Annotated in this window: 21 protein-coding genes; 2 read left to right on the forward strand and 19 right to left on the reverse strand. The window is 29.2% G+C overall.

What is annotated here, in order from left to right:
• Positions 1–98: 98 nt before the first annotated feature.
• Together obgE and uvrC are read right to left on the reverse strand one after the other, a co-directional pair.
• On the reverse strand, positions 99–1,397 hold the full coding sequence (gene obgE, locus C7N41_RS05530; protein ID WP_105964720.1) for a GTPase ObgE: 1,299 nt from the start codon (positions 1,395–1,397) through the stop codon (positions 99–101).
• A gap of 85 nt (positions 1,398–1,482) precedes the next feature.
• A complete protein-coding gene (uvrC, locus tag C7N41_RS05535; RefSeq protein ID WP_105964721.1) occupies positions 1,483–3,270 on the reverse strand; it encodes an excinuclease ABC subunit UvrC in 1,788 nt (595 codons plus the stop codon).
• 91 nt (positions 3,271–3,361) lie between these two features.
• Between uvrC and C7N41_RS07735 the strand changes: the two genes are divergently transcribed.
• A complete protein-coding gene (locus C7N41_RS07735) occupies positions 3,362–3,502 on the forward strand; it encodes an SPJ_0845 family protein (RefSeq protein ID WP_165807772.1) in 141 nt (46 codons plus the stop codon).
• 40 nt (positions 3,503–3,542) lie between these two features.
• Here C7N41_RS07735 and C7N41_RS05540 read toward each other — a convergent pair whose 3' ends face one another.
• The 8 genes from C7N41_RS05540 to rpsO form a co-directional block, all read right to left on the reverse strand.
• Complete coding sequence (locus tag C7N41_RS05540; protein WP_105956231.1) at positions 3,543–3,836, reverse strand: nucleoside triphosphate pyrophosphohydrolase family protein; 294 nt, start codon at positions 3,834–3,836, stop codon at positions 3,543–3,545.
• A complete protein-coding gene (yihA, locus tag C7N41_RS05545) occupies positions 3,837–4,427 on the reverse strand; it encodes a ribosome biogenesis GTP-binding protein YihA/YsxC (protein WP_105964722.1) in 591 nt (196 codons plus the stop codon).
• 122 nt (positions 4,428–4,549) lie between these two features.
• Positions 4,550–5,785, reverse strand: a complete 1,236-nt coding sequence (clpX, locus tag C7N41_RS05550; RefSeq protein WP_105964723.1) for an ATP-dependent Clp protease ATP-binding subunit ClpX — start codon at positions 5,783–5,785, stop codon at positions 4,550–4,552.
• A gap of 120 nt (positions 5,786–5,905) precedes the next feature.
• On the reverse strand, positions 5,906–7,210 hold the full coding sequence (gene tig / locus C7N41_RS05555) for a trigger factor (RefSeq protein WP_105964724.1): 1,305 nt from the start codon (positions 7,208–7,210) through the stop codon (positions 5,906–5,908).
• Positions 7,211–7,386: 176 nt separating this feature from the next.
• Positions 7,387–8,574: an elongation factor Tu gene (tuf, locus tag C7N41_RS05560; protein WP_105964725.1), complete on the reverse strand. Its 1,188-nt coding sequence runs from the start codon at positions 8,572–8,574 to the stop codon at positions 7,387–7,389.
• A 195-nt stretch (positions 8,575–8,769) separates the two neighbouring features.
• A complete protein-coding gene (locus C7N41_RS05565) occupies positions 8,770–9,699 on the reverse strand; it encodes a hypothetical protein (RefSeq protein ID WP_105964726.1) in 930 nt (309 codons plus the stop codon).
• Positions 9,700–9,708: 9 nt separating this feature from the next.
• Complete coding sequence (locus tag C7N41_RS05570) at positions 9,709–11,430, reverse strand: ribonuclease J (protein WP_105964727.1); 1,722 nt, start codon at positions 11,428–11,430, stop codon at positions 9,709–9,711.
• Positions 11,431–11,615: 185 nt separating this feature from the next.
• The gene (gene rpsO / locus C7N41_RS05575) at positions 11,616–11,885 is read right to left on the reverse strand and encodes a 30S ribosomal protein S15 (protein WP_105964728.1); all 270 of its coding nucleotides are present in this window, start codon (positions 11,883–11,885) and stop codon (positions 11,616–11,618) included.
• 265 nt (positions 11,886–12,150) lie between these two features.
• On the opposite strand from rpsO, the gene rpsT reads away from it, so the two are divergent.
• Positions 12,151–12,402, forward strand: a complete 252-nt coding sequence (rpsT, locus tag C7N41_RS05580; protein WP_105964729.1) for a 30S ribosomal protein S20 — start codon at positions 12,151–12,153, stop codon at positions 12,400–12,402.
• A gap of 61 nt (positions 12,403–12,463) precedes the next feature.
• Here rpsT and holA read toward each other — a convergent pair whose 3' ends face one another.
• Genes holA through C7N41_RS05625 form a run of 9 tightly spaced genes read right to left on the reverse strand, consistent with a single transcriptional unit; the run spans position 12,464 to position 20,501 of the window.
• A complete protein-coding gene (gene holA / locus C7N41_RS05585; protein WP_318530569.1) occupies positions 12,464–13,486 on the reverse strand; it encodes a DNA polymerase III subunit delta in 1,023 nt (340 codons plus the stop codon).
• Entirely contained in the window at positions 13,483–15,660 is a 2,178-nt protein-coding gene (locus tag C7N41_RS05590; RefSeq protein WP_105964731.1) for a DNA internalization-related competence protein ComEC/Rec2, read from the reverse strand. The genes holA and C7N41_RS05590 overlap by 4 nt, the downstream gene beginning before the upstream one ends.
• A 27-nt stretch (positions 15,661–15,687) precedes the next feature.
• Positions 15,688–16,167, reverse strand: a complete 480-nt coding sequence (locus C7N41_RS05595) for a ComE operon protein 2 (RefSeq protein WP_105964732.1) — start codon at positions 16,165–16,167, stop codon at positions 15,688–15,690.
• A 47-nt stretch (positions 16,168–16,214) separates the two neighbouring features.
• The gene (locus C7N41_RS05600; protein ID WP_105964733.1) at positions 16,215–16,868 is read right to left on the reverse strand and encodes a helix-hairpin-helix domain-containing protein; all 654 of its coding nucleotides are present in this window, start codon (positions 16,866–16,868) and stop codon (positions 16,215–16,217) included.
• Positions 16,869–16,921: 53 nt separating this feature from the next.
• Positions 16,922–17,968, reverse strand: coding sequence for a SepM family pheromone-processing serine protease (locus tag C7N41_RS05605; RefSeq protein ID WP_225362875.1), 1,047 nt, complete (start codon positions 17,966–17,968; stop codon positions 16,922–16,924).
• Entirely contained in the window at positions 17,969–18,445 is a 477-nt protein-coding gene (gene coaD, locus C7N41_RS05610; RefSeq protein WP_105964735.1) for a pantetheine-phosphate adenylyltransferase, read from the reverse strand.
• Between the two features lie 8 nt (positions 18,446–18,453).
• Positions 18,454–19,008, reverse strand: a complete 555-nt coding sequence (gene rsmD, locus C7N41_RS05615) for a 16S rRNA (guanine(966)-N(2))-methyltransferase RsmD (protein WP_105964736.1) — start codon at positions 19,006–19,008, stop codon at positions 18,454–18,456.
• 17 nt (positions 19,009–19,025) lie between these two features.
• Entirely contained in the window at positions 19,026–19,304 is a 279-nt protein-coding gene (locus tag C7N41_RS05620) for a YlbG family protein (RefSeq protein ID WP_105964737.1), read from the reverse strand.
• Positions 19,305–19,328: 24 nt separating this feature from the next.
• Positions 19,329–20,501 (reverse strand): FtsW/RodA/SpoVE family cell cycle protein, encoded by a 1,173-nt coding sequence (locus C7N41_RS05625; RefSeq protein WP_225362876.1) that lies wholly within the window; start codon positions 20,499–20,501, stop codon positions 19,329–19,331.
• Positions 20,502–20,546 lie beyond the last annotated feature (45 nt).

A 20,546-nucleotide genomic window follows, 5' to 3' on the forward strand; every position in this document is an offset into this window, starting at 1 on the left:
ATTATTCGTATCTAAAAAAATCACTAATATAAATTGTAGCATATAAAGATATATTTCAATACATAAAAAAAGACGGGAATAATTCCCATCTTTAAATATTAGTCTACATAAGAGAATGTGAAATCAAGAATTGAAACTAAATCACCATTTTCAGCTCCCGCTTTTCTTAAAGCATTATCAACACCCATACCACGAAGTTGTCTTGCAAATCTCAACATACTTTGATCATGCGTAGTATCTGTCATCTTGAATAACTTTTCAATTTTCTTACCAGATAAAATCCAAGTACCATCTTCATCTCGGCTAATTTCAAATGGCTTTTCATCAGCATCAAATTTGTATTCTAATTCATCTTCAACTGGTTCTTCAGTATCAGTAATAGGGAATTTAGGAGTTTTTTCTAATAGTTCAGCGGTTTCACTTATTAGTTTACTCAAACCACTATGTGTTACAGAAGAAATTGGAATTACCTCATAAACATTATCGTTGTTTTTGGATAAAGCATTTTTAAATTCTTTTAAATTTTCCTCAGAATCTGGCATATCCATTTTAGTTGCGACAATAATTTGTGGTCGTTTTAATAAATTATTATCATATTTAGATAATTCATCATTAATTTTTTGATAGTCCTCAATTGGAGTTCTGCCTTCTTGTCCACTCATATCAACTAAATGTAAAATTACTCTAGTTCTCTCAACATGACGCAAGAATTGAAAGCCTAATCCAACTCCAGAAGATGCTCCTTCAATTAATCCAGGTAAATCAGCTATAGCAAAGTCTCTACCATCATCTAATTTAACCATTCCTAAATTAGGAACTAAAGTCGTAAAATGATATTGAGCAACTTTTGGTTTAGAACTAGTAACCGTTGATAATAATGTTGATTTACCAACTGAAGGAAAGCCAACTAATCCCACATCAGCTAGAACTTTCAATTCTAATCTGATACTACGTTCTTCACCAGGTTCACCATTTTCAGCAATTTCTGGTGCAGAATTTTTAGCTGAAGCAAAGTGAGTATTACCACGACCACCACGACCACCAGCGGCCACTGTATAACTATCACCCTTATCAACTAAATCATAAAGGAGTTTGTTAGTATCATTGTCATAAATAGAAGTTCCTTCAGGTACATATACAACTAAGTCATCAGCACTACGACCAGTCATTTTTTTATTTCCACCATCTGCACCACGTTCCGCAACAAATTTACGTTTATAATGAAAATCCATTAGTGTACTCATTCCAGTTTCAACGGCAAAAATGACACTTCCACCATGTCCACCGTCACCTCCGGCAGGTCCACCATTAGGAACAAATTTTTCTCTTCTAAAGGCAACGATTCCATTACCACCATTACCAGCTTTTACATTTATTTTAACTTGATCAACGAACATATTTTATATCAACTCTACTTTTTATTTTATTTATTGAGTATAACGGCATTTATATTTAACGTAAAGCACTCAATATAATTCATAATTATTTTTTTACCTTGGTCAAAGTGAATTTTATATTTTGAGCCACCTTATGTGATATCCCTAATGCTTCAATTTTTGAAATAGATGAGTCTGAAATATTATTTAAGGATCCAAATTCTCTTAATAACTTATTTCTGGTTTTAGGACCAACTCCATCAATATTATCCAACTCTGAGCTTAATGAATGCTTAGTATGAACTTTTCTATGAAAATTAATGGCAAACCTATGAACCTCATCTTGAACTCTTTGAACTAAGTAAAATGCTTGGCTCTTAGGATTTAAATAAACATGTTCATCTAACTGACCAAATAATAAATCAGCAGTCTTATGTTTATCATTTTTGACCATCCCAGCAACTGGAATTTGTAAATTTAGTTCGTTTTCTAAAACATCTTTAACTGCATTTAATTGAATTACCCCACCATCCATCAATATTAAATCTGGTAACGGAAGATGAGACTTTAGAAGATAGCTATATCTTCTTCTAATAACTTCACGTGTACTAGCAGCTTCATCAGCATGATCTTCATTTTTAAGTTTATATTTACGGTATTCATTCTTATTAGGCTTACCGTCATCAAAAACGACCATCGCAGACACTAAGTCAGCACCCTGAATATGAGAATGATCAAATGATTCAATTCGATGACCATTAGGAATGTTTAATAAATTGCATAAATCTTCCATTGCACCTACAGTTTTTATATTATCTAGTTCCATTAGCCTAAATTTTTCATTTAACACTAGCTTTGCATTTTTATAGGCCATATCTAGTAAATCCTTTTTTTGCCCACGTTTTGGTACTCTAACTGGTGCATCCAAAGCTTCTGCAATCATGTCTTTATCTAATTTTTCAGGAATAAGAATTTCATTAGGCAATGGTTGGTTTTCTTGAGAATAAAATCCAGCAATAAAATTATCCATTTCTTCTTCTGGAGAATCAATAATTGGAAAAGTCCTTTTAATTCGCTTAAGCAGTCTGGCTTGCCGAATAAAGAATATTTGGATAGAAATCCAACCATCATTCACATAGTAATTAAAGATATCACGAGGAGTTGTGTCATTAGAAATAATTTTTTGCTTTTCGACCGTAATTTCAATATATTTTAATTGATCTCTTATTTCAGCAGCTCTTTCATATTCCATATTTTCAGATGCTTTTAGCATTTTGGCAGTGAGCATTTTTTTAGCAATCCCAACATTTCCATTTAAAAATGATTTAATATGTTTAATTTGTTCATTATATACAGACTTAGGAACTTTCTTAAAACAAGCTCCTAAACATTGCCCCATATGATAATACAAACATGGCCTATTCTGATAACCATTACATCTTCTCAAAGGATATACTTTTTGTAAAAAATGTAAAGTTTCATCGGCAGCATATACATTAGGATAAGGACCAAAATAATATCCACCATCACGTTTAATATGGTTAACAATTTTAATTTGTGGATCTCTTTCTTTAGTAATTTTAATATAAGGATATCCACTATTTCCTTGTTTTAATTGAATATTAAAATGAGGACGATGCTTATGAATTAAAGTAATCTCTAATAAAAAGGCTTCCTTATTGGTGGAAGTTATAATCGTTTCAAAATCACGAATATTAGAAACTAATTTAGCTGTTTTACCTTCATGACTACTTTTAAAATAAGATCTAACTCTATTTTTTAAATTTTTTGCTTTTCCAACATAGATGATCTTACCCAGTCTGTCTTTCATTAAGTAACACCCAGGCAAGTCTGGTAATAATCTTAGTTTATGTTCAATATGTGGAGTAGCCAAATTTATCACCTCAATTAATTAATCCAGTTAATATGACAAATAAACAATAATTTGATAGTATATAGTTATAAAAGCAAGGAGATGTATACTTATGAGTTTAAATATACAACGTAATAACGACTTAAATGCTATGTTCGATAAAATTGCAAAAGTCGACTCAAATGACAAAAAGCGCGATAAATTCCTTAAAAATGGAAATAAGAATTCTAAAAACAAGAAAAAAGAAAAATAATCTAATTAGGCTTCACAATAATATTATTGTGAAGCCTTTTTTAATCTTTTAACATTGCATCTTTTCTTTTATTCAATCGTTTAATGTTAAAATCGGCTACCTCCTCAAAAGGAACGTTATTCCATTCGGCTATCTGTGATAGATACCATAAAACATCGCCCATTTCTTTAACTAATTGTTCACGATTTAATTCTTCACCATGAAAGGTATATTTCTTAACCAGATCCACTACTTGTCCAGTTTCACTACCTAAGCCTAATGCACAGTTAGTTAAAACTTGTTCGTTTCCACGAAGTGTTTTATTAGCAGCCTTTTGATATTCATTAAAATTCAATTATTTTACCCCCGTATGTTTTTCAATCCATTGCCAAACTTCATCCTTACCGTATTTAGTTTGAGCAGAGAATAACATAATTTCATCGTCTTCATTCAATTCGATGGTTTTATTTAACAAACTTGTTTCCTTATTCCATTTACTTTTAGGAGTTTTATCCATCTTAGTGGCCAAAATTAATGTAGGAATATTATAATATTTTAAGAATTCATACATTTGCAAATCATCGTCACTTGGCTTTCTTCTACCATCAATTAATAAAATAACACCGTTTAATTGGCGACGAGTGGTCAAATATGTTTCAATCATTTGGCCCCATTTTTCACGTTCTTTTTTAGAAATTCTAGCATAACCATAACCAGGAATATCAACAAAAAACATTTTATCATCAACATTATAAAAGTTTAAAGTCTGAGTTTTACCTGGGGTATTTGAAGTTCTTGCATAACTATTACGATTAATCAAAACGTTAGTTAATGAAGATTTTCCTACGTTTGAGCGACCAACTAAAGCAATCTCAGGATATCCATTTGAAGGATATTGTTTAGGCTCTACTGCACTAATATCAATATTCACATTGTTTACGTCCATTGGTAGTACTTCCCCTTATCATTTAAAGTTCTTAATGTATTCTAACACATTTTGTCATTATTTATTTAAAAGAAATTAAAACGCCTTACCTAAAATAATTAGGAAGGCGTTTTTGATTTTAGTTATTTATTATCATAAATAAGTTCAGGTTCTTTTTCGCCATCAACAGCTTCTTTGGTAACAACAACTTCTTTAACATTATCGTCACTTGGCACATTATACATAACATCCCTCATTGTATCTTCAACAATAGATCTTAATCCACGAGCACCAGTATTTCTAGCGATAGCTAATTTGGCCATTGCCTTTAAAGCTTCCGGCTTAAAGGTTAGATCTACACCGTCTAAGTTCATCAACTTAGTATATTGTTTTACTAAAGCATTCTTAGGTTCACTTAAAATTCTAACTAAATCATCCTCATTTAATTTCTTCAATGCAGTTAGAATAGGCAAACGACCAATAAATTCAGGAATCAAACCAAATTGTAACAAATCACTTGGGATAACATGTTGCATAACATTATCATCAGTAATTTCAGTTGCCTCTGCAGAATCTGTTCCAAAACCAATAGTCTTATCACCTAAACGATGTTTAATAATATCCTGGATTCCGTCAAATGCACCACCAACAATAAACAAAATATTTTTGGTATCAATTTGAATATTTTCTTGTTGTGGATGCTTTCTACCGCCCTGTGGAGGAACACTAGCAACAGTACCTTCAAGAATCTTTAAGAGTGATTGTTGAACACCTTCACCAGAAACATCTCTAGTAATAGAAACATTTTCTGATTTTTTAGCAATTTTATCAATTTCATCAATATAGATAATACCTTTTTCAGCACGTTCTACATCAAAATCTGCGTTTTGTAGTAATTTCAATAGAATATTTTCTACGTCATCTCCTACATAACCAGCTTCAGTTAATGTAGTAGCATCAGCAATTGCAAAAGGTACATTAAGAATTTTGGCTAATGATTGAGCTAAATATGTCTTACCTGAACCGGTAGGTCCAATGACAGAAATATTACTTTTTTGTAAATCGGTTCCATCATCACTATCCAAATTGTTTACTCGTTTATAGTGATTATAAACTGCAACAGCCAATGTTTTTTTAGCATCGTCTTGACCAATTACATATTCATCAAGCTTTTCAACAATTTGTTTAGGACTTAATGCCTTAATAGTTTTATCATTATCTTCTTGCGCAAGTTCTTCATCAACTATTTCCTTACACAAATCAATACATTCATTACAAATATAAACACCTGGCCCAGCAACAATTTTCTTTACTTGATCTTGTGATTTACCACAAAAAGAACAAGTTACAGGACCATCTTTTTTATCATCTTCGAACAAATCATTCACCTCTTTAAGCTATAAAGCTAACTTAATAAATAATATCACACTTATAACCCTCAACAAAATAAAGAGTCCAACTAACAATTAAGTTAATTGAACTCCTTTTTTAATCAAAAATTATTTTTTCATTTTTGATTTTGGTTCTTTCTTAGCATTATCTGTAATCATCTTAACAGCGTTTTGGATAGAAATATCATGTTTCAACATGTCATCAGTCAAAGCACCACGAACAGCTTCTTCTTTCATACCATATTGAGTAGCTAAGTCTTTAACTTGTTGATCAATTTCTTCCTTAGTAGGTTCAATCTTAGCATCTTTAACAATTGCTTCTAGAACTAAGTTAGTTTTTACTCGTTCTTCAGCACCTGAAGCAAATTGTTTCTTCAAATCTTCTGGCTTTGTACCAGTTAATTGGAAGTACATTTGTGAATTAATACCTTGTTGTTGCATGTTTGCAAGATATTGATCCATTTGGCGTTGAACATCTTCATCAATCATTGCTTGAGGAATGTCCTTAACAGTAGCATTAGCGACTACAGCCTTAATAGCTTCATCTTCTAATTGGTTTTCGCCATCAGTTTTCTTTTGGTCTTTAAGTTGAGCTTTTACCTTGTCTTTTAATTCGTCTAAGCTATCAACATCTTCGTCAACATCTTTAGCAAATTCATCATCCAACTTAGGTAATTGTTTTGCCTTAACTTCGTGTAACTTAGTCTTAAAAGTAGCTTCCTTACCAGCTAATTCTTTAGCTTGATAATTTTCAGGGAATGTAACTTTAACATCAACATCATCGCCAGCTTTATGACCAACTAATTGATCTTCAAAACCAGGAATAAATGAATTTGAACCTAATTCAAGTGAATAGTTAGTTGATTTACCACCATCAAATGCTTTGCCATCAACATATCCATCAAAGTCAATTACTACAGTATCGCCTTTTTCAGCTGCTTTACCTTCTTTAAGAACTAATTCAGCTTGGTTTTGACGTTTCTTTTCGATTTCAGCATCGATATCTTTTTGGTATACACGGGTGTTTGGCTTTTCAACTTCAACACCTTCATATTCACCAAGTTCAACATCTGGTTTTACAGTTACTTTAGCTTTTAGAACCCATGGTTGACCCTTTTCTAATGAATCAATGTTCACTTCTGGTTGAGCAACTGGTTCAATACCAGCTTCTTTTACAGCATTACTGTAAGCTTCTGGTAATAAAATATTTAAAGCATCTTGGTATAATGCTTCTTCACCGTACATTTCATTAAAAATTTGGCGAGAAACTTTTCCTTTACGGAAACCAGGAATACTAATATTTTTCTTGTTTTTATTAAAGGCTTTATCTAAACCTTCTTTAATTTTGTCAGTACTAATTTCGAATGTTAATTCTCCATCATTAGTACCTTTCTTTTCCCATTTTGCAGACATTATTTTCCCTCCGACATGAAAATATAATTTAATACAATTTTCTTCTAATTGCGCACATACGTATTTTAACGTATGAACAGTAAAAAGTAAATATTTAAAGGGAATTTGACCCATTAACAATAAAAAAAGATTCGAAAAGCGAACTTTTCGAATCTTTACAAAAGAATAAATTCTTTTTATTCGTCAATACCAGAAACAACACCAGCACCAACAGTGTGTCCACCTTCACGGATAGTGAACTTAGTACCATTTTCAATGGCAACAGGCTTAGTTAACTTAACGTTAAACTTAGCGTTATCACCAGGCATAACCATTTCTACACCATCTTCAAGTGTAATAACACCTGTAACATCAGTTGTATGGAAATAGAATTGAGGACGGTAGTTTGAGAAGAATGGAGTATGACGTCCACCTTCTTCTTTACTTAAAGCATAAACTTGTGCTTCAAATTCAGTATGAGTCTTGATTGAACCAGGAGCAGCAACAACTTGTCCACGAACAACTTGTTCACGGTTTACACCACGAAGTAACATACCAACGTTATCTCCAGCTTCACCTTCATCAAGAGTCTTACGGAACATTTCAAGACCTGTAACAGTAGTCTTAATAATGTCTTCTACAAGACCAATAACTTCAACGTCGTCTCCAACTTTAACAACACCACGATCGATACGACCAGAAGCAACAGTACCACGACCAGTAATAGTAAATACATCTTCAACTGGTAATAGTAATGGTTTTGAGTCATCACGTTGTGGAGTTGGAATGTATTCATCAACGATGTCCATTAAGTGTAAGATAACATCTTTTTGTTCTTGATCGTCTTGTAATGCTTTAAGAGCTGAACCACGAACAACAGGAATATCATCACCTGGGTAATCGTATTCTGAAAGTAATTCACGTACTTCCATTTCAACTAAGTCAACTAATTCGTCATCATCGACTAAATCAGTCTTGTTTAAGAATACAACAATGTGTTCAACACCAACTTGGCGAGCAAGTAAGATATGTTCACGAGTTTGTGGCATAGGACCATCAGTTGCAGCAACAACTAAAATAGCACCGTCCATTTGAGCAGCACCAGTAATCATGTTCTTAACGTAGTCAGCATGTCCTGGGGCATCAATATGAGCGTAGTGACGTTTTTCAGTTGAATATTCAACGTGGGCAGTATTAATTGTAATACCACGTTCTTGTTCTTCTGGAGCAGCATCAATTTGTGCATAATCTTCAGCGTTAGCTAAACCTTTTTCTGATAGCACTTTAGTGATAGCTGCAGTTAAAGTAGTTTTACCATGATCAATATGGCCAATAGTACCAATATTTACATGGGGTTTTGTTCTTTCATAATGTTCTTTTGCCATTTATGAAAACCTCCTATAAATTCGAAAGATTTACATTGAATTAATACAATGTATCTTTATGAGTTATTATACTACATCTTCTCAAAAAGACAAAATAACATATCAATCTCAAGAAGAATTCTTTTAATATTATAGCTACTGTATTTTTATTTGTAAATACTTAAATAGCAATTTTACTGTAAGTTTAACAATATTTTAACTAATTTCACTAAATTTATTAATTATGAGGGATATTAGCTTATAATAATTGCTCTTTTTATTGAAATTATTATTTTGACCGTATAAATATAAATCAATAGACAATTTATACCAATCATTTACATTATTAATTATTTGGTCATTTAATGGATATAAAGTAATACTTTGATATTCAAAATAAGCTTTAACCCTTAAATATAGGATTGGATCGTTATTAGCATAATCCGCATCAACTCTAGACATAATATTATTATATGTTTTTAACTGAGATAAGGACTTTAATTCTCCCATATTAATTGAATATACATCATTATCTATCCATTTAATTTTTAAAATATCTTGATAATTAGTTTTTCTTAAAGTATCAACTAATTCTGATTTAATAGTTTCTTGCACAAAAGGATCCAATAATAAATATTTTGTATAACTAATAAATTTATTAAATGGTAACTTTTCACCTTTTAATAAAGTCTCTTTTTGTTCATATAAATTATTGTTAAAGCTCATATGATAAAATTCATTCGAAATATTTTGTAAATATGCAGGTTCGTTTTCCAAAACGAACCCTTCTTCTTTACTAATAATATCTATGGAAATCTTATACCATTGTTTTGATATCTTACTAATTTGTTCAGTTATTTCCCTTGCTTTAATAAATTCCCTATTTTTAACTAAAACCAAGATCAATAATTTAAAATCAGAAAGCGAATGTAAGAAGTCATTAAGATTATCGTAAGCAATTTTTTTAGCATCAATCAATTTTTCACTCAAAAAATAACATTTTGTTAGTAATGTTGTTACTGGAAATTCCTCTTCTTCATTATAAATGGGCAACAATTTATTGATAGCTTGTTGGATATTATTTTGCTTAATATCTAATTTAGATTCATTAATGACTTCTTCATTAGATGAATAATTTTCGTTCATTTAAAACACCTATTTTTTGCTCTCATTTGAATGCTTTTTAAAACTATGTTTATTTTTTCTATGATGTTGATTTACTTCCATAATAACTGGCAATATAACTGGTCTGCGTTTGGTCTTATCAAATAAGAAATGACTAATTTGTTCTCTCACTGCTTGCTTCAAATGACTCCAATCAAACTCTTTATTATCTAGATTTAGTTGAATTGTCTTAGATACAATTTGAGATGCTTCATTCATCAATTCTTTATTAGATTTAACATAAATAAAACCTCTAGATGTGATTTTTGGCCTAGATATAATTAACTTTTTCTTGCGATCAATTGTAACAACAATAATAAAAATACCATCTTCAGAAAGTACTTTTCTATCCCGCAAAACAATGTTCCCAATATCACCTATACCAATACCATCAATCATTGTGTTGCCAGCTTCAACTGAGCTACCTCGATGCATTTTCGATCCATCATATTCAGCAACATCACCTTTATTCATTAAAAGGATATGTTGATTATCAATCCCTAATTCATTAGCGGTTTGTCTATGAGCTTCCATCATCATGTACTCACCACCAACGGGAATAACATATTCTGGATTTAATAAATCAATTAACATTTGCAAATCTTCATCACTAGCATGATTAGAAATGTTTAAATCATCAGAAATAGTTTTAACTTCACCATCAGCTCGATAAACCATATCTCTAGTTTTAGCCATAGTATTATCTAAGGCTGGAGATGGAGTAGTTGTAATTAAAACAATGTCACCAGGAATTAAGTTAACACTTTTTTCTTTTTGAGATGCCATTCTTTGAATCACTTTAATTGGTTCGCCAACAGGATTTGTTTCTAAAATAACAATCTCATTTTTAGATAAATCATTCATCTCTTTAACAGATTGAATAATCATATCTTTATCAGGTAATACAAGATATCCCATATCAAGAGCAGTAATCACTTTTTTAGATAGGTCATGACCAATATATATCTTGCGATTAGACTTATAGGCTGCATCAAATACTTGTTGTAGTCTTAAAATATTAGCAGAATTAGCAGCTACAATGATTCTTTCGTCATTATCTTTAAATACATCAAAAATATATTTTTCAACTTTTAGTTCACTATCCATTGGATAAGGATTATCAGCATTACCAGAATCACTCAAAAGAGCAATTACGTTCTTATCACCGACTCTTGCAATATCACCATATGCAGTTTTATATTCACCCTTCAAAGCAGGATCAAATTTAAAATCTCCAGTGTATACAATTTGCCCATCATCAACAGAAAGCACAATTCCCATAGAATCTGGGATTGAGTAACTAGTCTTAAAGAAAGTAACAGTCACATCATCAAAGATAATTTCACTCTTTGAGTTAATAACGTTATAGTCATCAAAGCTTCTTGAGTTTGGATTTTCATTTATTGCATTTTTAGCTAGTTCAATAGTTAATTTTGAGCCAAAAACTGGCACATTAAATTTGCTCAAAAAATATGGCAAAGCACCAATAGAATCAGCTTGTCCATTAGATAAAAAGATTCCCACTATCTTATCCTTATTATCTTCTAAATATGAAAAATCAGGAATAACTACATCAATACCTAGCATTCCATTATCAGGATATTTTAAACCGCAATCTAAAATATAAATTCCATCATTAATTTCTATGGCATATAAATTCTTACCATCTTCCCTAACGCCACCTAAAGGAATAATTTTTATACTACTTTTCATAATTCACCTCATGATGTAACAAAATTTTTTAACTTTTATTTTTGGAAATTCCAATATCCAAATACGAACAAAATATAACTTCTTACAGTGTATCATATTTTATGTTTTTTAATAACTGTTTTCAATTTACAAAATAATATGTATAAAAAAAGATGGAACTAAAAATAGTTCCATCTTTCTTTTTATTAACGACGTAAACCTAAACTCTTAATTAAGTCACGGTAACGAGTAACGTCTTTGTTACGTAAGTAACGTAATAAATTACGACGATGACCGATTTTCTTCATCAAACCACGTTGTGAATGAAAATCTTTCTTGTTAGCCTTCATATGCTTGTTGATTTCAGTAATATCTGCAGTTAATACAGCAATTTGTACTTCAGCAGAACCAGTATCACCATCATGACGAGCATATTTCTTGATAATATCATTTTTGTTAGCTTGTGTAAGTGCCATTTGCATTTCCCACCTTTCGAATTTTATAAAATATACCTTAAACTGAGTAATACGTAAAGTGAGATAACGTTAAAACTAAGTTTAGGTAATAATTTACATAGGTAATATTACTATGTTATAAATAAATAATCAAGGAAAATATTAAATTTCAAAAAATGTAATTATGATAATACTATTGCATTTGTATACTGTATTTTGTATAATAAAAGTCGTTGAAATTTGAGGATTTTTTGTTAAAATTCGATATTTTATGGAGGTGAATTTCATGCCTGTTATCAAATCTGCTATTGAACGTGTAAAAACAAACGAAAAAGCAAATAAACGTAACGCATCTCAATTAAGCGAAATGAGAACTGCTGTTAAGAAGTTTGAAAAAGCTGAAGCTAAAGGTGCTGACAATCTTGAAGAATTATTCAACAATGCTGTTAGTGCTTTGGATCATGCAAGCTCTAAAGGTTTAATTAAACCTAATAAGGCTGCACGTAACAAGTCTCGTTTAGCTGGAATGATGAAATAATAAAGAAAATATAATATATATTTTCAAAAAAGGACGACTATATTAATATAGTCGTCCTTTTTTAATTAACAAATTTAATCATAAACATCTCAAATAATAAATCGGCCGATTTTTGAGTAGATTTCATTTGTGATTCCATATCAACGAGTCCCAAATATGCCATCGACAATTTTTTATAATTATAATTTCTAACTTTTTGTAGTGCTAATTTAATTCTATATGGATGAATTCTTAATTTACTTGCTAGTTTTCCTTGACTATAACCTTTATCAGACATAACTTTCACTTGAATTAATAATCTAAATTGGCTTAGTAATATAGCGTTTATTTGTAAAGGTTCATTGCTACTGTTAATTAACTCATGATATAAGTTAATTGATTCATTAATATTATTATTTATTACATAATTAACCAAATCAAAAACGTTTTGATCTAAAGACTTGGTAACAACATTATTTACATCATTAACACTAATTGATTTTTGATTATAACAATAAAGAAACAACTTAGATAACTCACTCATTGCACTAGATAAATCATTAGAAGTTCTCTGTATCAATTGATTTAAGGCTTCATTATCTATTGTGTAGCCATTATTATTAATTTTAGATTTTAAATAGTTTTTAATTTCTGAATCAGACATATTACTTAAGTCAATGATCTCAGAATTTTTTTTAATTGTTTTAGTAATTTTTTTTCTAGAATCCAATTTATCATAAGGAGCGATGATTAGCATAATGGTACTATTTTGTGGGCTCTTTACATAATTTACAAAACTATCTATATCCTGATCAATCTTCTCTTTACTACGATTACCAGTTAAGAAATAAGGGTTATTAACAATAACTAAACGTTTTTCACCAAAAAAAGGTAATGACATTGCATCTTCAACAGCATTCGATATATTGGTAGTCTCCATATCATAATTAGCATAGTTCATTGTTCTTTCGCTTTCAGGAATTAGTGAAAGAAAATTATTTCTAATTTTTGTTATTAAGTAATCTTGATTCCCCTGAATTAAATATATAGGCTTAATATTTAATTCTTTTAAAGACTTAAGTAATTCATTAATTTGCAAAATCATTCTCCTTTTAAAGCTTTCGACCAATAAGTACCAAAAATACTATATTTATATGATATCATACCTGAATCTTGTGTATTAAAATATGATAAATTATATTTTTTAAGCTTATCTAACACCTCTTTATTTGGATGATTATATCGATTCTTTTTACCAGCAGATATTATAGAGATTTTAGGATTAATATATTGCAAAAATTCATCACTACTAGAGTTTTTGCTCCCGTGATGTCCTAACTTTAAAACATCAGCTTTTATATTAGGATACCTTTTGATTATATCTTTTTCGCCTTCTTGACCTAAATCACCCATAAACAAAAATTTTAGTCCACCTTGCTGAGTGCTAAGAACAACAGAATCTTCATTAGTCCCTAATCCTGGATTAAATGGATGATAAATATAAAAAGGAAAATTAGGTATGCGCATATCATTTTTTATGAAACATATTTTAGTATCTCTTATATTTGGCAATATTTTTTTCATAAAATTTTGATTATTATTAGTACCAATACCGATAAATATTCTTTTAACTTTTAAATTTTTAAGAATACTAGGTACATCCCCAGTATGGTCTGCATCTTGATGTGTTAAAACTAAATTATCTATATGATTAATACCAATACTTTTTAAGTAATTAATGGAAATTCTTGGGGCTTGATATTTAACTTTATCAGATTGATTAAATCTTACTTTTCCACCTGTATCAATCATATTAATAGACTTATTAAATGGTTCTCTGATTAAAAAACTATCACCTTGTCCTACATCAAAAGTTGTAACTTCACCATAAAATGGAAAATGTATCGACAAGTATGATAATAAATAAATAGATATCAATAAAAATAATTTTTTATTAGAATAATTAGAAATTAAAAGTAAAGTAATAAAAAATAAAATTAAACATATAAATATATTTGGTTTTCCAAATGTAATATTTCCAGGTAATGATCCTATAAAATTAATTATATTATCAAATAATTGTAATAACATTGCGGTAAAGGTTCCTAAAAATGGAAACAGCGGATACAAAATTGCAGTTATAGTAATAATTGGCATAATAAAGATAGAAAAAATTGGTATAACAATAAAATTAGCTAACATTGTTAAAAAGTGCCACTCAAACAATTTATAAATAATAACAGGTAAGCTAATTAAATTCATAAAGATTGTCTGTTTTATTGTAGAAAATTCATTGGTATAAATTAGACTAAAAGATAACAAATAACTCAATTGACAACCAAACTGTAGCAACATTTGTGGTTCTAAAAATAAATTAATTATAATCGTCATACTCCATATATCCAATGACCCCATTTTATTTTTAAATAGTCCAAAAATCAGTCCTATTTCAACAGATATTATAGATCTAAGTAATCCAATTGATGCTCCTGCAATAATAAAAAATATTGGTAATATAATTATTAAAAAGATTAAATAACGTTCTCTACTAATCCTTAAATGAATTAGTATCATTGTTAAAACACTAACTATATAAAATACATGTAGCCCTGAAACACTAAATAAATGGATTAGACCTAGAGTTTTAACTCCTGAAAGTTCTTCACTAAAGGAATCATTCATCTCTCCTAAGAAGAGACTATTAAAATATAAATTAAGCGGTTTTGGTAATGAATCGCCATAACATAGTAATTGTTTCCTAAAATCATGTAAAAAACTAAACAAATTGCTTTTATTCAACAAATTAATCTTAACCAATTTTTTAATATATATAATCTTATATACATTATTTGATTGATAATATTCTTTAGCATCAAATTCGTTAATATTAGTTGGTTCATTAATGTCGGAAACTTCACCTTGAACATTCATATAAAAACTTTTTTTCATATTCCCCAAATAATTAGCGCTAATATTTCCATATAATAAATATTTCTGATTTGAGTAAGTATCTGTAAAAACACCACTATAAGTATTATCTTTAAATTTTATTTCATCTGGATATACCAAGAAGTTAAAATTATTTGTGTTAGCATTTGAAGAAATATATTTATTATGTTCATTAAAACATAATAAACAAAAAAATATTGATAATATTATGCAAAATAAACATATTTTTATCTCTTTCAAAGAAAAAATACGTATTAACAATAATAATATCAATATCATTCCTAAAATTTTATTGCCAAAAAATAAAATACTTATACATATACACAGCATTGCAGGAAATATATATAATTTTTCGATTTATTTTGGTAAATAAGAACTAAATTTAATTTGATTAATAGTTTCAGAATTCAATTCTACTTTATGTAACTTAACGTTTTTCATTTTAATTAACTCTTTCGCATATTCATCATTATGATAGTTCCTTAAATAATTAATCTTAACAATTCCAGCTTGTAACAAAGTTTTAGTGCATTGTAAGCATGGAAAATCAGTCACATAAATTTCAGCTCCATCAGTAGCTTCACCAAACTTTGCACATTGAGATATTGCATTCATTTCAGCATGAATCGTTCTAATACAGTGTCCATCACGCATATAACATCCAACATCTATACAATGGTCATCACCTGAAACAGAACCATTATATCCACCAGCAATAATTCTACGATCCCTTACTAAAGTGGCACCAACTGACAATCGATTACAAGTACTTCTAGTTGATAATAAAACTGCCTGTAACATAAAATATTGATCCCAAGGAATTCTTTTTTTACTCATTTTATGTTCACCCCTAAATAATTATTAATTATCATTATATCAAATAATTATACTTCTAAATAATCTTTTAATTTTTCAAAAGTTTTATCACCAAACCCACTAATTTTCTTTAGCTCATCAATACTTTTAAAGCCATTATGTTGATTACGATAATCTATAATTTTATCAGCCTTTTTTTCACCAACACTGTCTAATTCTTGGAGCTTTTTATTATCTGATGTATTTAAATTAACTTTTTTAGAATTAGCAGTCGATACATCATTAGGTGAATCGGAAATGTCACCATTTGGACTTATTTTATTTACAATAATAACCTGTTGATCATTTACTTTTTGAGATAGATTTACGCTTTTTTGATCTGCATGCTTTTTAAAACCACCAGCAGATTTAATAACATTGGTAACTCTATCAGCAGATTTAACCTTATAAACACCTGGATGTTTAACTTCTCCCTTCAAATCAACATAAATTTCACTATTAATATCATTATTCAAAGAACTGTTACTAGCATCAGATTTATTATTCTGCAAACTTAGTGAATTATTGTATGAAACCTTTTTATTACTTTTCTGTACATAAACTATAAAAGATAATCCTAAAGAAATTAATAACAATAATAAAACAATCATAATTTTATGAATATTATCATTTAAAATCTTCTTTATGTTAATAATTATGAATTCTAACTTCGTCTTATTCACCTTTTCCTCCCTTTCAATTATATATACGAAAAAAGAACACAAAAATGTGTTCTTTAAATATTATTTAATTTGTTTAATGCATCTTTAAAATTAGTTACTGGTATAACTTTCATATTAGGTGCATACTTTTTAGCGGTTTTAACTGCAGATTGATAATTGGACATATTGTTTTCTTCGAATTTCAAAATATCTTTAGTTGGTTTAACATAAGGTGCTAAGAAATATTTAGCTCCTGCATTCTTAGCAGCGATAATTTTTTTATCAATTCCACCAATTTCTCCAACATTTCCATTTTTATCAATGGTTCCAGTACCAGCAATACTTTCCCCATGTCTAATATTTTTCCCAGTTAACTGTTCATATATCTGTAAAGAAAACATTAATCCGCCTGAAGGCCCCCCAACAGCACCTGGATTAATTTTAATTGGTATTTCTGGTTTAACTGAATCGTTATCAATTAAAATGATACCAATTCCAGGATGTTTTGATCCCATTAAATTAATTAATGGTTCTTTGGCATTCATTAGTTTTCCATCATGATTAAATTCAATACTAACGCGCTGACCAATTTTTTTATCATTAATATACTTTCTAAAATTATAAGAACTACTAAATTTATGTCCATCAACACTAATAATTGTGTCACCAACAGATAGTTTATTCTTAAACTTAGATTTATCATCTATGTTCAAAACATATATCCCGTTATACTTCATAGTTACTTTTTGATTGGCATAATGATAAGCATTATATATAGCTTCATTAATAGAATTCATCATGTAAAATGTTTGGACCTTCATATAAGTTTGATCATTTTCGCCATTGGTTATGTCATCAATATTTTCAATAGAATAATGAGGATTGATTTTAGCATAAAGGTAACTAGCAGGAGATGCTTTAGATTCTCTAACTGTAGTCAACATAAATTTACCTTTATTTTTATCATAATGATGATCAACATTAACAATCGGTTTTAAATTTATAGCGTCTCCTGGACCTTCTATATATTTAGGTAAGAATGGAGTAAACATTACTATTATTCCTAAAATTAATACGATGGAAAATATTAATATATTTCTGTTGTTTCTATTTTTAAACAATTATTTCATTTTCTCCTTCAAACTTTTTTCTACATTACTAGGGACATAATTAGATATATCACCATTAAAATAACAAATTTCTTTAATCAAGCTTGAAGACACCGCTTGAAATGAAGGCTTTGCAATTAAAAACATTGTTTCAATGGAATTATCTAAATTATGATTCATATTTGAAATTGCATTTTCAGAGTCAAAATCTTTAACATTTCTTAAACCACGAATAATTACACTTGCCGAAACTCGTTTGGCAAAATCAACCATCAATCCATCAGCTATCATTACTTCAACATTATCTATCTTATCAACATTATCTTTTACCATTTTCATTCTTTCATCTAGAGAAAACAATCCATTTTTACTAGTGTTTTTTCCAACAGTAACAATAAGTTTGTCAAAATTTTTACTAGCTCGCTTAATTAAATCCAAATGCCCATTGGTAATTGGATCAAAGCTACCTGGAAAAATAGCAATTGTCATAACATTAATCACCCCTGTAATTTATATATAGAAATAATTGTAATTCCATATTGTTTTTGCTGAGATAAGCGATAATGATTAACATCATCAATTAAAGAAACATTATCATCGGTTTCACAAATAACCATACCATTTTCATTAAGTAATTTTAATTCATATATTTCTTGCAATTGTTTTATCATTTTCTGATCCTTATATGGTGGGTCAAGAAATATAATATCAAATTTTTCATTTTGATTTGATAATGATTGCAATGCATTTTCAGCATTCATTTTTAACACATTGAATGACTGATCTTGTTTTGTAATATTAACATTTTCATTAATGGTTTTAATAGCAGCATATTGTTTATCAACCAAAGTAGCTTTATCGAATCCTCTTGAAACTGCTTCTATAGCAACAGCACCAGAACCCGCAAACAAATCTAAGAAGTTACCACCATTAAAATAAGGACCTATCATATTAAATAATGATTCTTTAACCTTGTCAGTAGTAGGTCTCGTTTTATTACCAGGAACTGATTTTAAATTTCTACTACCAAATTTTCCAGATATAACACGCAATTAAAAGGACTCCTTTTTTAATATTCCTCATCATCTTTTTGTTCATCAATATCTTCTTTTTGAGATAATTGATTATACAGATTGATATATGGAGAATCTACAACTGATTTAACTATCCTTAATTTTTTAAGCTTTTCTTTAACCATATTAAAATTTGAGGAATTAACATACATAACTAAATAATGCATTTTATATGATACATAATAAATCAGTCCATATTTTTTAAGTTGTCTAATTTGTTTTGTTGAATAAACATAAACAATTAATGATTTTCTTTCTTCCAAAATATTATCCAAGACAAATCACCACCCATTAAATATTTATAAGTTAGGTCTTGTTTTCTTCTGCTTTGAACTAATGACAAGTACCATTCCTATACAAAGTGCTAATGTAACCATACTTGATCCTCCATAACTAATAAATGGAAAAGTAACACCAGTAATTGGTAACATTCCGGTTACACCACCAACATTAACAAAAGCTTGAACAGTTAAATAAGAAGCAAGTCCATAGCATATTAATGAATCGTAAGTATTATGAGACCTAATGCCCAGTTGGAAACATCTAACTATAATCACTAACAATAAAAACAAAATAAATAATACGCCAACTAAGCCTAATTCTTCTGAAATTATTGACATAATAAAATCAGTATTAGGTTCAGGCAAATAACCTGTCTTTTGGATACTATTACCTAAGCCAACACCAAAAATTCCACCATTACTTAATGCATAATATGAATTCACCAACTGAGCACCACTACCCTGGGTAAATTTAAAGGGATTAGTAAAAGTTATAATTCTTTGTAGTTGATAGTTATCAGTACCATTTCTAAATATAAAAGCTAATATTCTAACAATGATATAAGAAAATACAAAGGATAGAGATAATAGCAAAGATGCTCCTCGCCAATTTACTCCACTAGAAAGTAATAATATAAACAATATCGTAAAACAAATAATGGTTCCACCAAGATCAGGCTGTATAACAACTAACAAAAGTAAAATCATAGTAGTAATAACTTGTCCTCTCATTATTGGCCACCAATGATTTTCTAGATACGGCTCTTTCTTTGTAATAAATGAAGCAAATCTTAATATTATATATATTTTTACAACTTCAGCAGGTTGAATATGTATAGGACCTAAATCAATCCAACCAGCAGCACCATTAATACTGTGTCCAAAAAATTTCAGATAAATAAGTGATATAAAAAGTAAACATAAAAATATTCCTAAGAATTTAGGATTCCTTACAATTTTATTATTACCCATTAAGCAAAATAATATTAGAATCAAACTAACAATTACATACATACCTTGCTTAATCAAATATCCCGTAGGAGAACCACCATTTTGGGTTGCAATATTTGAGCTTGAAGAATATACCATAATAATTCCAATAAATGATAGTAAAATATATGGAACAAAAATATAGTAATCCATCGTCGATAAACTAATTCTCAAGTTCGACATATGTCGTTTAAAAAACATAAATACATCTCCAAAAATTTACTAATATTAATCATATTATAGCAT

Origin of the sequence: Apilactobacillus micheneri (assembly GCF_002993975.1) — a bacterium.
In the GTDB taxonomy this organism is placed as follows: Bacteria; Bacillota; Bacilli; order Lactobacillales; family Lactobacillaceae; genus Apilactobacillus; species Apilactobacillus micheneri.